The 14,592-nt window shown below is 42.7% G+C and carries 11 protein-coding genes and 1 pseudogene; 1 reads left to right on the forward strand and 11 read right to left on the reverse strand.

Features of this window, described 5'->3' with window-relative positions; all coding sequences use genetic code 11:
- Position 1 precedes the first annotated feature (1 nt).
- The 7 genes and pseudogenes from mraY to mraZ all read right to left on the reverse strand — a co-directional run bounded on the left by mraY (position 2) and on the right by mraZ (position 7,477).
- Positions 2 to 1,084 carry a phospho-N-acetylmuramoyl-pentapeptide-transferase gene (gene mraY / locus ACRWQN_RS00100; protein ID WP_226412735.1) on the reverse strand — a complete coding sequence of 361 codons (1,083 nt, stop codon included), beginning with the start codon at positions 1,082 to 1,084 and terminating at the stop codon, positions 2 to 4.
- Positions 1,085 to 2,458, reverse strand: a complete 1,374-nt coding sequence (locus tag ACRWQN_RS00105) for a UDP-N-acetylmuramoyl-tripeptide--D-alanyl-D-alanine ligase (protein ID WP_434939347.1) — start codon at positions 2,456 to 2,458, stop codon at positions 1,085 to 1,087.
- Positions 2,455 to 3,985, reverse strand: a pseudogene (gene murE, locus ACRWQN_RS00110) (UDP-N-acetylmuramoyl-L-alanyl-D-glutamate--2,6-diaminopimelate ligase). Before murE ends, ACRWQN_RS00105 begins: the two are co-directional and overlap by 4 nt.
- Positions 3,982 to 5,718, reverse strand: coding sequence for a penicillin-binding transpeptidase domain-containing protein (locus ACRWQN_RS00115; protein ID WP_434927450.1), 1,737 nt, complete (start codon positions 5,716 to 5,718; stop codon positions 3,982 to 3,984). The pseudogene murE and the gene ACRWQN_RS00115 overlap by 4 nt, the downstream one beginning before the upstream one ends.
- An 11-nt stretch (positions 5,719 to 5,729) precedes the next feature.
- Positions 5,730 to 6,044 (reverse strand): cell division protein FtsL, encoded by a 315-nt coding sequence (gene ftsL, locus ACRWQN_RS00120; RefSeq protein ID WP_434927451.1) that lies wholly within the window; start codon positions 6,042 to 6,044, stop codon positions 5,730 to 5,732.
- Between the two features lie 11 nt (positions 6,045 to 6,055).
- Positions 6,056 to 6,997: a 16S rRNA (cytosine(1402)-N(4))-methyltransferase RsmH gene (gene rsmH, locus ACRWQN_RS00125; RefSeq protein WP_434927452.1), complete on the reverse strand. Its 942-nt coding sequence runs from the start codon at positions 6,995 to 6,997 to the stop codon at positions 6,056 to 6,058.
- Between the two features lie 21 nt (positions 6,998 to 7,018).
- On the reverse strand, positions 7,019 to 7,477 hold the full coding sequence (gene mraZ, locus ACRWQN_RS00130) for a division/cell wall cluster transcriptional repressor MraZ (RefSeq protein WP_434939349.1): 459 nt from the start codon (positions 7,475 to 7,477) through the stop codon (positions 7,019 to 7,021).
- A 702-nt stretch (positions 7,478 to 8,179) separates the two neighbouring features.
- Here mraZ and ACRWQN_RS00135 point away from each other — a divergent pair.
- Positions 8,180 to 8,473 (forward strand): hypothetical protein, encoded by a 294-nt coding sequence (locus tag ACRWQN_RS00135; protein ID WP_434939350.1) that lies wholly within the window; start codon positions 8,180 to 8,182, stop codon positions 8,471 to 8,473.
- A gap of 152 nt (positions 8,474 to 8,625) precedes the next feature.
- On the opposite strand, the gene glpK is transcribed toward ACRWQN_RS00135, so the two are convergent.
- The 4 genes from glpK to glnA form a co-directional block, all read right to left on the reverse strand.
- Positions 8,626 to 10,119 (reverse strand): glycerol kinase GlpK, encoded by a 1,494-nt coding sequence (glpK, locus tag ACRWQN_RS00140; RefSeq protein WP_434939351.1) that lies wholly within the window; start codon positions 10,117 to 10,119, stop codon positions 8,626 to 8,628.
- A gap of 75 nt (positions 10,120 to 10,194) precedes the next feature.
- The gene (locus tag ACRWQN_RS00145; RefSeq protein WP_434930982.1) at positions 10,195 to 10,623 is read right to left on the reverse strand and encodes a nuclear transport factor 2 family protein; all 429 of its coding nucleotides are present in this window, start codon (positions 10,621 to 10,623) and stop codon (positions 10,195 to 10,197) included.
- A 70-nt stretch (positions 10,624 to 10,693) separates the two neighbouring features.
- Entirely contained in the window at positions 10,694 to 12,046 is a 1,353-nt protein-coding gene (locus tag ACRWQN_RS00150; RefSeq protein ID WP_434939352.1) for an outer membrane protein transport protein, read from the reverse strand.
- Between the two features lie 653 nt (positions 12,047 to 12,699).
- Positions 12,700 to 14,109, reverse strand: coding sequence for a glutamate--ammonia ligase (gene glnA / locus ACRWQN_RS00155; protein ID WP_434927458.1), 1,410 nt, complete (start codon positions 14,107 to 14,109; stop codon positions 12,700 to 12,702).
- Positions 14,110 to 14,592: the final 483 nt, after the last annotated feature.

The raw sequence follows: 14,592 nt of genomic DNA on the forward strand, positions 1-14,592 counted from the left end.
TTTACCTTAACTTCAAGGTCGCAAGACCCAGTAACACAAGGAACAGTGAAATAATCCAAAAACGGACAATTACGCGCGGCTCTGGCCAGCCCTTTAATTCATAGTGGTGGTGTATAGGCGCCATACGGAAAATACGCTGCCCGCGAAGCTTGTAAGAGCCCACCTGTAAAATCACTGAAACGGTTTCCATCACAAATACGCCGCCCATAATCACCAGTAAAATCTCTTGGCGAACCAATACTGCAATAGTGCCTAAAGCAGCACCGAGTGCGAGTGAGCCTACATCGCCCATGAAAACTTGCGCAGGATAGGTGTTAAACCACAAAAAACCTAAACCAGCGCCAACAATTGCGGTACATACAATCACTAACTCACCGGCCTCTGGCAAATGAGGGATATGCAAATAGCTAGCAAACTGGGCATGACCTGACAGATAAGCAACCAGCGCAAATGCGCCTGCTACCATTACCGTAGGCATAATCGCTAAACCATCTAAACCATCGGTTAAATTAACCGCATTACTTGCACCAACAATGGTGAAGTAAGTTAAAAAGATAAACAGGATGCCAAGCTGTGGCATGACATCTTTAAAAAAGGGCACGACTAACTGAGTCTCTCCGGGTATTGTTGCTGAACTATATAAGTAAAAAGCGACAATTAACGCCGCTATAGACTGCGAAGCATATTTCCAGCGAGCGATAAGTCCTTTAGAGTTTTTCTTAACCACTTTTAAGTAGTCATCAAGAAAGCCTATCGCGCCAAAAGCACCTAACACAAACAACATCACCAACACGTATCGACTGGATAAGTCTCCCCAAAGTAATACGCTGATAAAAATACCCGCTAGGATCAGTAATCCGCCCATGGTTGGGGTGCCGCGTTTACTAAAGTGTGATTCAGGGCCGTCATTACGCACAACTTGGCCAATTTGCAATAACTGCAAACGCTCAATCAATTTTGGTCCCCACCACAAACTAAACACTAATGCGGTTAACAGCCCTAAAATAGCTCTAAAAGTCACATAAGAAAAAACGTTAAACCCACTGTAAAACTGGGTTAAATACTCGGCCAGATAAACCAGCATCTACACTAACTCCCCGCGCCCAAAGGCATCTACTAATATATCGACCACACGTTCCATCGCTGCGCTTCGAGAACCTTTAACTAATATTGTCGCCTCACCTGGCAACTGATTTAATTGTGCTATTAACATCTGACCTAATTCACTGACATCTTGAAAATGTTGACTACCAAAAGCACGACTTGCGTGTGCAGATAAACTGCCACAACAATACAGCGCGTCAATATTAGCCATTTTAGCCTGCTTGCCGAGCTGTTCGTGCAAAGGGGCAGCATTGTCGCCTAATTCGCCCAAATCTCCCAGCACTAAACAACGGTGATGTTGACGTTGTTGCAACCAGTTAATCGCAGCACTGACTGAACTAGGGTTGGCATTATAACTATCATCTACCACTAAAAAACGCCCCAATGCTTTCGGCATCATGCGCCCTTTTACTGGTTGCAATAAACTCAGCCCTGAGGCCACCATCAATAAATCTAGCCCTAGAGCTAAACATATAGACGCAGAAGCCAGTGCATTACTGACTTGATGGATACCCGCCAACGGCAATTGCACCTCAACCGCTTGCGAGGCATATTCGAGTGAAAAATGATAACAACCTTGGGCACTGGCAACTAATTTAGTAGCTCGCACATCAGCGGTAACATCTAACTCCCGAGAAAAGCGCAGCTGCTTAAACGCCGCCGTTTTAATTGCCATAAAATCAGCAAACTGATCATCGGCATTAATCACGGCAGTACCGTCTGGTAACAAATGATTAAATATTTCAGATTTAGCCTGTGCAATGCCTTCTATCGAGCCAAACCCCTCAAGGTGTGCACTGCCGATATTGTTGACTAAGGCAACTTGCGGCTCAACTAGGCTACTGGTGTAGTTAATCTCACCTTTATGGTTCGCACCTAATTCAAATACACCATACTGATCACCTGGTGATAATCGCAACAGGGTAAGTGGGACACCAATATCGTTGTTAAAATTACCTGCGGTGAATAACACCTGAAATTGCTGAGATAAAATGGTTGCGACCATTTCTTTAACGCTGGTTTTACCGTTTGAGCCGGTTAACGCCACGGCTATCGGTGCCACTTGCTGTCGCACTAACTGACCTAATTGGCCTAAAGCTTTGTGAGTATTACTGACGACAACTTGAGGGATATTCAGCGGCAACTCTCGTTCAACTAATAACGCTTTAGCGCCATTTTCTAAAGCCTTAGCTGCAAATTCATGGGCATCAAATCGTTCACCTTTGAGCGCGATAAATAGACTGTCATGATCAAATTTACGGCTATCAGTACTGACGGCCTTGATAGCAATATCCTCACCAATCAACTGACCATTTAAAGTCTGTGCTATTTGACTTAATGAAAGCGAAATCATATTGAAGCCTCCATTAACTGCATGGCCAATGCGCGTTCATCATAATTCAATCGTTTTCCTGCCACTTCTTGATAAGTTTCATGACCTTTGCCCGCCAATAAAATAATGTCATGCGGTTTCGCTTGCGCCACAACTTGCTTGATTGCGCTGATCCGGTCGATATTAGACAGTGCTTGTGCGGGTGAAGCTAACCCCGCTAATACATCATCAATAATATTTTGCGGATTTTCACTACGCGCATTGTCGCTGGTGACCATAACGCGATCAGCAAATTGTTCTGCGGCCTGCGCCATTAAAGGACGCTTGCCTTTATCACGGTCGCCACCACAGCCAAAAACACACCACAACTGGCCTGCACAATGAACGCGAAGCGCTTTTAATGCCTGCTCGATAGCATCTGGAGTATGGGCATAATCAACCACTAATGTTGCTTTACCATCGCATGCAAAACGCTCCATTCGGCCTGCAACTGGTTTAATTTGTGGTAACACATTAAGTATGTCGGCCATTTCAATACCCTGTAACGATAAAGCTGAAATAGCGGCTAATACATTTGCAAGGTTAAAATGTCCAAGTAGCGGTGAGATTAATTTTGCGCTCAATTTATCCTTGCCATCGGCTGAAGGATAAATCAATGTTGCATTAACACCCTGATCATTAAATACCGTGTCTTGGCAGTAAAAGTCTGCTTTGCTACTCGTTAAGCTAAAGGAGTATAACTGCAGCTTGCTAGCATTGCCGTTAAGTAAGTCAGCTGTGGATAATCCATCTTTTTGTAATTCACTTAACCATTGCTTACCCACGGCATCATCTAAATTAATCACCCCATTGGATAATGATGCAAATTGAAATAAGCGTTTTTTTGCTGCGGCATAGGCATCCATATCACCATGATAATCAAGATGATCGCGACTTAAATTGGTAAATACTGCGGTATTGAATGGCACCGCTTCAATCCGCCCTTGCACTAAACCGTGGCTTGATACTTCCATGGCACAAACGTTCGCGCCCTGCTGTTCAAATTGAGCTAATTGCTGCATCACGGTAATCGCATCAGCTGTGGTATTGCCACTGTCAACGAGCTCGCCCCATAATCCATTGCCAAGAGTCCCCATTACAGCCGCTTTTTGACCTAATAAAGTCACTATTTGCGCAATAATCTGGCTGACTGAGGTTTTACCATTCGTGCCAGTAATGCCTATTACTTTAAGCTTATTTGAGACACTATAGTATTGAGCTGCTACAGCTGACAGCTGTCTTGTCAATTGGCAGAAATGAATAATAGGCACGCTATTAATCAACTCGGACGTGTTCATGTCGAGCGGGATCGTCTGTGTGCGCAAGTACCGCTATTGCGCCGTTTTCAATCGCAGCGTTAATATACTTTCGCCCATCAACTTGATAACCAGGCAAGGCAACAAACACTTTACCCTCATCTATCTGACGACTATCTAGGGTTAAGCTATAAAAAGTTTCAGCCCCGGCATAATGAAACCAGGGCGCGAGTAAATCTTTGAGTAACATCATCCCGCGCTCCTTGGCGCAGCCGCAAGCTTTATCGCATCGCGTTCAGAAATAGGTTCGACATTGAGCATTTGCAGGGCACCGGACATTATCTTGGCAAAAGCAGGGCCGGCGACATCGCCGCCATAATACTTATCACCTTTAGGTTCATTTATGACCACAGATATAGCCAGTCTTGGGGTATGCACAGGCGCTACACCGGCAAATATTGCCACATAATCATCACCATAGCCTCCAGCTACCGCCTTACGACTGGTGCCTGTTTTACCCGCTATAGGATAACCATCAATATGGGCCTTAGTCGCTGTACCACCGGTTTCAGTCACGCCGACCAACATTTGCATGACATCTTTAGCAACTTGCTCAGATAATACTTGCTGGCCTTTAGGTGGCTCTTTCAACTTTAAAATAGATACCGGAAACAATACGCCACCACTGCCTAAGGTGGCATACATGCGGGCAAGTTGAAGCGGCGTGGCGGTAAAACCATAACCAAATGATAATGTCGCGCGTTCAAAATCAGACCAACGGCGGCGATCATGAATTAATCCTGCACTTTCACCCGTTAAGTTAATACCTGAATAATTGCCAAGTCCCATAGATTGATAAGTACCAAGCAATTGTTGAACTGGCATCGACAAGGCGAGTTTACTGATACCTACGTTAGATGATTTGACCAGTATTTTTGCCAGCGACATATCACCATAGTTGTTTGAATCACGTACCTGACGGCCACCAATCCGCATCCAACCTGGCGATGTTGAAATCAGATCATCAGACTTTACGGTTCCAGCCTCTAAAGCCGCCGCCACTACAAAGGGTTTAACGGTAGATCCAGGTTCAAAAGTATCTGTCAATGCGCGATTACGCATTCGGTGTGCTTGCAAATTATCACGAGCATTGGGGTTATATGATGGCGTATTGACCATAGCTAGCACTTCGCCAGTAAGCACATCAATCACCACCACAGAACCTGAAGTTGCTTGATAGGTTTCAGTAGCCCGCTTTAATTCTCGATATGCCAATTGTTGAATGCGTTGATCAATACTTAAGACGATGTCGTTAGAGTTTTCACCCTCTTGCACCATATCTAGACGTTCAACTACGCTACCGTCACGAGATTTACGCACTTTTTGCTTTGACGGTGTCCCTGTTAACCAGGTGTTATAGGTATTTTCAATACCCTCAATGCCAACATCATCAATATTGGTGATACCAATTAACTGAGCAGCAATTTCTCCGGCGGGATAGTAGCGACGTGATTCAGATTTTAGGTAGATACCGCCAATTTTTAATTGCTCAATATAATCAGCAACCGCAGGGGTAACTTGACGTTTTAGATAGACAAACCGTTTCTTTGGATCGCGCTTTACTTTCTCAACCAATTTATCCACAGGCTCTTGCAGTACATCGGCTAATGCTTGCCAACGGCGCATATCAACAAAGGCTTTTTGATCGTATGCGTGTTTAGGGTCGGCCCATACCGCTCTGACAGGTACGCTGACGGCAAGCATGTCACCATGTCGGTCGGTAATTAAGCCTCTTTGTACCTGGTTACTGGTCGTTCGTAGCGTACGCATATCACTTTCGTGACGCAGTTTATCCGGTTCAATAATTTGAATGTAGGCTGCACGGGCAATCAAACTGACAAATAACAGCATGACAAATCCCACCACAACGTATAGACGCCATGGGATCAATTCAGGATTTTGTTTACGCTTTGCTTGTCTGGACATATTCCCTATGCTCACTGTGCCCGTATCACCACTTCTTCTTTGGGAAGTGGTCTAGACATGTTTAAGTCTTTTGTTGCAATGCGGGTAACACGGCTGTGTTCCGACTGCGACTGCTCTTCTAACAATAAATTTCGCCACTCAATATCAAGACGGTCTTGTTCTTGTAATAATTCGTCCCATTGCGATGTCAGCTTGCGACTCACATGGCTGGTATACACTACGGCTACGGCATTTATCATCACGATAATCGTCGCCAGCACCACCCATTTATGGTGCCATATATCCTGTAAAACGATACGGGGAAGATTGAGTGGAGGCTGGCTCAAAATCTTCTACCTTAGTACGGCAAACGCTCGGCCACACGTAGCACTGAGCTACGCGAGCGAGGGTTTTGTTCAATCTCTTCATCCGATGGTTTTAATGCTTTACTCATTGGCTTCAATTTGCGCGACTTATTTATTTGATCTTCAGTGATAGGTAGACCATACGGCACACTTTCACCTTGACTGTGACGACGAATAAAACGTTTCACCATGCGATCTTCTAATGAATGAAAACTAATTACTGATAAGCGTCCTTCAGGCGCTAACACTTTTAAAGAACCTTCAAGTGCCTGGTCAATTTGCTCTAACTCACTATTGATATAAATACGAATTGCTTGAAACACACGGGTTGCAGGATGCTTGTTGCGTTCTTTATTTTTAGTGATACGTGCAATCAATTCAGCTAAATCTTTAGTACGTAAAAAGGGTTTTTCGTCCCTGTCAGCAGCAATGCAACGGGCAATGTGACGAGAATTTTTTTCTTCGCCATAGGTTTTAAATACCCACGCCATATCTTCAATTTCAGCACGGGCAATCCATTGTGCTGCTGTTTCGCCCTGACTATTGTCCATGCGCATATCTAATGGACCGTCGCGTAAAAAACTAAAGCCACGATCAGCATCATCAAGTTGTGGCGATGACACGCCTAAATCCAGTAGTACACCATTAATCTTGCCAACTAGCCCTAAGTCTTCAATGTAATCGGCCATCTGACCAAATCCACCGTGGACAATTTGAAAGCGAGGATCGTCAGCAAACGCTTTAGCAGCTTCAATTGCTTGCGGGTCTCGGTCAATGGCAATTAAACGTCCATTAGGACCTAAGTGACTCAGTACATGTCGTGAGTGTCCGCCACGGCCAAATGTGCCATCGATATAGATGCCATTAGGATCAATATTAAGACCCTCTACAGTCTCTTTTAATAACACGCTTAAGTGAGCAAACTCTTGACTCATTTGGGTCTTCTTTTCATCACATTACAGGGTAAATTGGCTTAGCCTTGGATGGCTGGCCAAATTCTGGTTGCTGATCAGCTCATGGTTTTGTTCCATTTGCAGCTGCCAAGCCCCTTCTTCCCATAATTCAAATTTATTTAATAAGCCGACTAACATGGTTTTTTTATCCAAATTAGCAAAGCTTCTGAGTATCGGCGGCACAACAATGCGGCCGTGGCTATCTAATTCACATTCTTGGGCGTAACCCAATAGCTTGCGCTTTAACGAGCGCTCTGTGGGGTCAATATCAGAAAGTAGCATCAATTTGGTTTCCATGAGTTCCCACTCATGTAACGGATAAATCAGTAAACAAGGAGAGTTAATGTCAACGGTTAACACAAGCATGCCATCGTGCCCATTACGTAACGCATCGCGGAATCTCGCTGGCATAGCGATCCGTCCTTTTGCGTCCATATTGATTGCACTTGCACCTCGAAACACGTTTAGAAAGTCCTTGTTATTTTAATTTGATCCACAATGATCCACTTCTTCCCACAAATGCTAAGTTTAGGGATACTACACAAGGGTTGTCAAGGGATGTGAACATATATTAAATCCAGACGCCAAGCGGGTTAGCAGGGAATTTCTAACTGGGGAATAAAAACAACAGATAAAGTGAATAATAACCACGGAAAATATGAGTTAATGAATAAAACCAGACACCTATCGGCGCTTATTTAAGCAACTTTTATCTTACTTAATGTTAACAAACCAAGCGATACCGTACGATTAATCGGTTAAAAAACCTTTAAATGGTATGATTTGCCCTTAACAGCACGCCATATTTAATATCATTTTTAATTAAACTTAATCCATCTACTGATAAAAAATCGTCATCAGCTGTAAAAAAGCATATTTTTTATGCTACCGCTAATGATGCGCGGGAGAAATTAGCAGGCATTTGACTGACTGGATTTAGTGAGGGGTAATAAAAATTTGATCAATATCATTGCATCACCACTTGTTAGATGATGTCATTAGATTGTTGAATATTAGATTAAAATATCAGCTACTCTGGCCGATATAAGGTAAATAACGCTGTCTCACGGCAACAGTGCCAAGAGATGACATTGACGTAAATGAAGTCAGCCCTATTGTTACTTACATTGGATCTCGGTAACAACACTATACAAGGAGGCAATCATGAGTTTAGACAGCATATATGCCATGCTAAGCAAACCCGTGCAATTCATTACCCAGCGCAAGCGCATTGTTAATCGCGTCAGTGTGTCGAGTGAGATAGCGCCTGATAGCCATGAAGATCAACAGGCTGAGCTTACCTCACCCAATACCGAGCATGTACGGCATACCCAAGCTAAGCAGAAACCGAAAGTAGAATATGAGTTAGGTACTGGTGACTATATTACTGATGATGATGCGCCGGTCAGTGAACATAAAAATAAAGATAAAAACAAGCATATCGATGTTGAAGTATAACGGTGTCATTAATGTCGGTAGCGTTTTATGTTGACACAAAAAGTCGGTCTCGACCTTACATCCAATACGCTGACCTTTTACTAGCGTGACATTAACTACTTGCGATTACTGACTTGCTATTCATACTAGCAACATTCAATGACTCGATAGGTTTAAGCCTTTTGCGTGCTCACTTGCTTAACAGCGCTAACCCAACCTTGATATAAGGTTTCACGGGTAGCGTTATCCATTTGCGCACTAAAAATACGATCGGTTGCCAGTATAGACTGTAATTCTTGCGTCGATTTCCATACCCCCACAGCTAGCCCGGCTAAAAATGCTGCTCCCATCGCGGTGGTTTCAGTCACCTTAGGTCTTAATACATTTACATCAGTTATATCTGCTTGAAACTGCATTAAAAAGTCATTGGCGACTGCGCCACCATCTACTCGAATTCGGGTGAGTGGCACACCAGAATCTTTACTCATGGCATCGAGCAAATCTCGCGACTGATAAGCAATTGACTCTAATGCAGCACGAATAATATGACTACGATTAGCACCACGGGTTAATCCCACTATTGCCCCACGAGCATCAGCGTCCCAGTAAGGTGCACCTAAACCAACAAATGCTGGCACCACATAAACCCCGTTGGTATCACTCACCTTATCGGCATAATATTGTGTATCGCAGGCATCTTGAATCAGGCCTAACTCATCACGTAGCCATTGAATAATCGCTCCGCCCATAAAAACCGACCCCTCTAACGCAAAACAGGCCTGACCTTTATCGCCAATAGCCACAGTGGTCAATAACCCATGGGTAGATTCAACGGCTTTATCACCAGTGTTCATCAATAAAAAGCAACCTGTACCATAGGTATTTTTCACCATCCCCGGCTCTAAGCAAAGTTGGCCAAACAAAGCCGACTGTTGATCGCCCGCCATCCCTGCGACAGGAATGCCCTGGCCACCGGCTAACTCAGTGTGGCCATAAACTTCACAGGAGGATTTTACTTCAGGTAATAAAGCGCGCGGTATTTGAAATAGACTTAATAGCTCTTCATCCCATTGCTGAGTATGAATATTATACAGCATAGTTCTGGACGCATTAGTCGGTTCGGTGACATGAACTTCGCCTTGGGTTAATTTCCATACCAACCAGGTATCAACAGTACCAAATAGTAAATCGCCTGCTTCAGCTTGCGCACGCGCGCCCTCAACATTATCTAAAATCCACTTAATTTTTGAAGCTGAAAAATAAGGGTCTAATACTAAACCGGTTTTTTGCCGAATAAGCTTTTCTGCGCCTTGCGCTTTTAATTGCTGGCAAATACTTTGGCTGCGCCGACACTGCCACACAATTGCATTATAAATAGGTTTTCCGGTGTGCTTATTCCATATAATAGTGGTTTCACGTTGATTGGTAATGCCGATAGCGGCAACCTCATGACGACTAATACCTGCACGCGTTAACACTTCCACTAATGAAGAGCTTTGTGACGACCAAATCTCCATTGGATCATGTTCCACCCAGCCTGCCTGTGGATAATGCTGACTAAATTCTCGCTGCGAAATAGCCACAATGTCGGCTTGATGATTAAACACAATCGCTCTAGAACTAGTGGTGCCTTGATCTAATGCAATAATGTATTTTTTAGCTTTCATGTAACGCTCTCTTATTCATTTACATTACTAATGAGTTATTAATCTCAGCTCAGGATGATAAACGCTGACCACGACTTACTGAGGATCATCACACTGATGTGCCTTGTAATACCAAACCGCTGCAATTCTTTGTTCTTCAAATAGATATACGCCGATACTGCATTTAGATACCCACTTACCCTCTTTTTGCCAGGAAACCTGTTCAACCGTACTGACAAAATCACCTGTGTCAATCGACTTAATTACTCGAGAGTGCGCCCGGCTAGAATCTGAGAAATAATCTTTCATTGATTTAACTAATTCGTCTCTTGTGGTTGTTTGATTATTAATTCCTGCACGTGTTACATCAAACCACAGCGCCTCTTTGGTCACCATTTTGCCCATTAATTCTGGATCACGTAAATTAAATGCCTCAACAAATTGGCTCACTAGTTGGCTTTTATCGTTAGCTTGAACAGAAAAGCTTGCGACTAAGGCTATTGCGACCATCATAAATTTAATCATTCTTGTTTCCTTATTCACACAAAAAAGCCCCGCTATGCGAGGCTATTAAAAAGCGGCTCAAAAATGCGGATTACATTTTGTAGCTTAATTGAACTCCCGCAAGCCACACGTCACCGTTAGCTTCGCCATCAAAATTTACTAAAGCCAATCCAGCCAGATTTTGCTGTTCATTAATAGGCGCATCACCATACATACGAATATAGGTTACCGCAAAATCAACGGTAAGATTTTTGCTAGCTTGATAACCTGCTCCCATACTAAACCATAAACGGTCAGTATCTGGAATAGTTGTAGTACGATATTGATCTTCAACAGCCGTTTTATCTAATGCCAAGCCTGCACGCACTAACCAATCATTTTTAAGCTGATAAGTACCACCAAGGGCATAACGCCAATTATCCTTGAAGTTTTCGTCTTTTACTAAGTCAGATTCAACGCCACTAACTGGCTTTTGCTCACCAGGGAAATATGCCACTAATTGATCAAATACACTCCATTGAGTCCAATTGACACTTGCATGCATCGCAAATTTCTCAGTAAGCTGGTTATAAGAAGCTAATTCAGCAAATGCAGGCGTCTCGATCGGAAGATAACCTTCAATTGATAAATCTTGACCACCATCATAAAGCAAGCCAGACGCGTGACCATCTAACTCAAGTTCAACGCCGCTGTGATAAGCCAAACCTAAACGATGATCAGCGTTTATCTGCCAGCTAGCACCCAGTTTCCACCCCAAGGCTATATCATCACCTTCCATTGCTTTTAACGTCATACCAGAATCTGGTAAACGTGCAGCAACGGCTGCGGGCAATGCTGGATTATATTTAATCGCCCCCACCCAAGCAGGCGTAGTTGCGCTGATACTACCTTCTCCATAAACCACACGTAGACCGCCACCTACTGAAAATTGCTCATTGATTTTATAAGCAATATTAGGATTAAACTCTACCGTTGTAATCGCGGTTTCATTACCAAAAATTGCCGCAGCATGTGTAGTATCAATTTCAGTGGCTAGGCCATAGTTTGAGTTTACCGTTAATCCCCAGGTCCATTCGTCAGTTAACTGGTTAGAATAATAAAAATTAGGCACTAGTGCGCCGCCTGCTACATCATGCGCACTGGCTGGCACATGCATAGCTTGAGCGCCCAATAAAGGAGAGGTAATCGCAATGTCACCCGTCACATCAATATTAGGCATGACATAAATGCCTCCAGCTGACAGTTGACGCCCGGTCAGATACGTTAACATTGCCGGATTACGTGATTGCGCAGACGCGTTATCGGCCATTGCCGCTTCACCTGCAAATGCACGACCTAAGCCGGTTGATGAATATTCTGCTAACTGAAAACCTGCAGCTTGAGCTTGTGAAGTCGTGCCAAAGACAATAGCTGATATTGCCAAAGTGATTATTGTTTTTTTCATTATCATTCTCTTAGTTATTGTATTTAACCTCAGCTCAGGATAACAAATGCATATCAAACAGCTCTTTGCACCGCTAACTGTGTTGAATTTACTTGCAATAGGCTAGCTGTTGACGCGTTAGTTCGCCTTATTACCAGCGCAAAGCTCAAGTTTGAGAGTAAACATCTGAATTTAAATATTTAAATCCCGCTTATTCATCCCTTAACCCAAGTTGAGGTTATTTATATCTGCCTTTAACCCAAAATCACTTTTAGAGTAATTGCTCGGCATTTATACGGCGCAAGTTTACGGATCTAAAACGCCATTGCAACCGCAAGCGTACAAATGCTGGATCACAAAATGATTGATATTACTGATAACTTGCTCACAAGTTATTCAATAAACAAAAGGATATCAACGAAGTGTTGGCTGAATAGTTATAGCCAAATAACATGTAATTTAATTATTTATATATATCAATAACTAATGATAAAAAATTGGTTAATTCTAACGCACACGAGTTAGCTGAATTTAAAACAGAAATTCGCAAAGCATGAGTTAAAACAGAATGAGAAAGGTTGTAAATAATTGTAAAAATAACTTAATAAAAAGCCCCGCAATCTATGCGAGGCTTTTTTTATCACTTAACCGCTAACAAAGTTAGCGCGTTAATATTATAGGCTGTAGTACATTTCAAACTCTAATGGATGAGTAGTACGGGCTACACGCTCAGCTTCTGCAGTCTTCAAAGTGATATAAGACTGGATGAAATCTTCACTGAATACGCCACCTTTAGTTAAAAACTCATGGTCAGCTTTCAAGTTTTCAAGCGCGTTTTCTAAAGAAGTTGCAACTTGTGGGATCTCAGCAGCTTCTTCAGGCGGTAAGTCATACAAGTCTTTGTCCATGGCATCGCCAGGGTGGATCTTGTTTTGTATACCATCAAGACCTGCCATTAATAATGCCGCAAAACCTAAATATGGGTTTGCATGTGGATCAGGGAAACGTGCTTCGATACGACGACCCTTAGGGCTTGGCACTACTGGAATACGAATAGATGCACTACGGTTACGCGCAGAGTAAGCTAACATAACAGGCGCTTCGAAATGTGGTACTAAACGCTTATAAGAGTTAGTGCTTGGGTTAGTGAATGCGTTCAATGCACGAGCGTGCTTGATAATACCACCAATGTAGTAAAGCGCTAATTCACTTAAACCAGCATACTTATCGCCAGCAAATAAGTTGACACCGTCTTTAGCTAAAGATTGGTGTACGTGCATACCGCTGCCATTGTCACCTACGATAGGCTTAGGCATAAAGGTCGCTGTTTTGCCATAAGCATGCGCCATGTTATGAACAACATACTTAAGAATTTGGATTTCATCCGCTTTCTTAGTCAAAGTGTTGAAACGTGTTGCAATTTCGTTTTGGCCCGCTGTCGCCACTTCATGGTGATGTGCTTCTACAACTTGACCCATTTCTTCAAGTACTAAACACATTGCAGAACGTAAGTCTTGTGAAGAATCAACTGGCGCAACTGGAAAATAACCACCTTTCACCATTGGACGGTGACCTGTGTTGCCATCAGCGTATTCTTTACCAGAGTTCCATGCAGCTTCTTTCGCATCAATCTTCACGAAACAACCTGACATATCAGTACCAAAACGAACGTCATCAAATAAGAAGAACTCAGGCTCAGGACCAATCAATACTGTATCAGCAATACCGGTAGAAATTAGATACGCTTCTGCTTTTTTAGCGATAGAGCGTGGGTCACGGTCGTAACCAGTCATAGTACCAGGTTCTAAAATGTCACAACGGATAAGTGCTGTTGTTTCTTCGGTGAAAGGGTCTAAAACAAAAGTAGTTGGATCAGGCATTAATACCATGTCTGATTCATTGATGCCTTTCCAGCCTGCGATTGAAGAACCGTCAAACATTTTACCGTCTTCAAAAAACTCTTCATTTACTTGATGAGATGGAATAGAAACGTGCTGTTCTTTACCTTTAGTATCGGTAAAGCGTAAGTCAACAAACTTAACTTCTAACTCTTTAAGTTGCTTTAATACTGATTCAACTGACATTCTCAAGCCTCCGGTAGGGTCAAGGGTATTCCCTTCTAATATTTAATATTACTGTTCACCAAGTTTTATTGACTCAGCAAACTAATGTAAAAAAATGATGTCCACATGATGACGTTTACTTAGCTATTATCATGCCAGATATATAAGCATCTGATTTATATAAATTTGATATTTTTAGATTTTCTCAAAAAACAAAGTCTGCACCAAATAGATCCATTCTACGCACCATAACAGTGCACAACACCAGAGTGGTGCACGCCAGTTTGATTATATAGAGACTGAAACCCAAAAAGTGCGTACAGATAACAATTTACTGAACAAAATAGCGAAAACTGTGTTTTACATCTTTTGTAACCTAGCCTACGTTAAGGCGATGATAAAGTTTATATCACTAAATTAACGGCAAATTTATAGCACAATAAGACGAAAATATGAGGTGTTCAAAAAAAATCCTATCTACTGAGGCCTTGCTGGAGTAGAATG

It is taken from the genome of Shewanella sp. HL-SH8 (assembly GCF_051165765.1).
Lineage (GTDB): Bacteria > Pseudomonadota > Gammaproteobacteria > Enterobacterales > Shewanellaceae > Shewanella > Shewanella glacialimarina.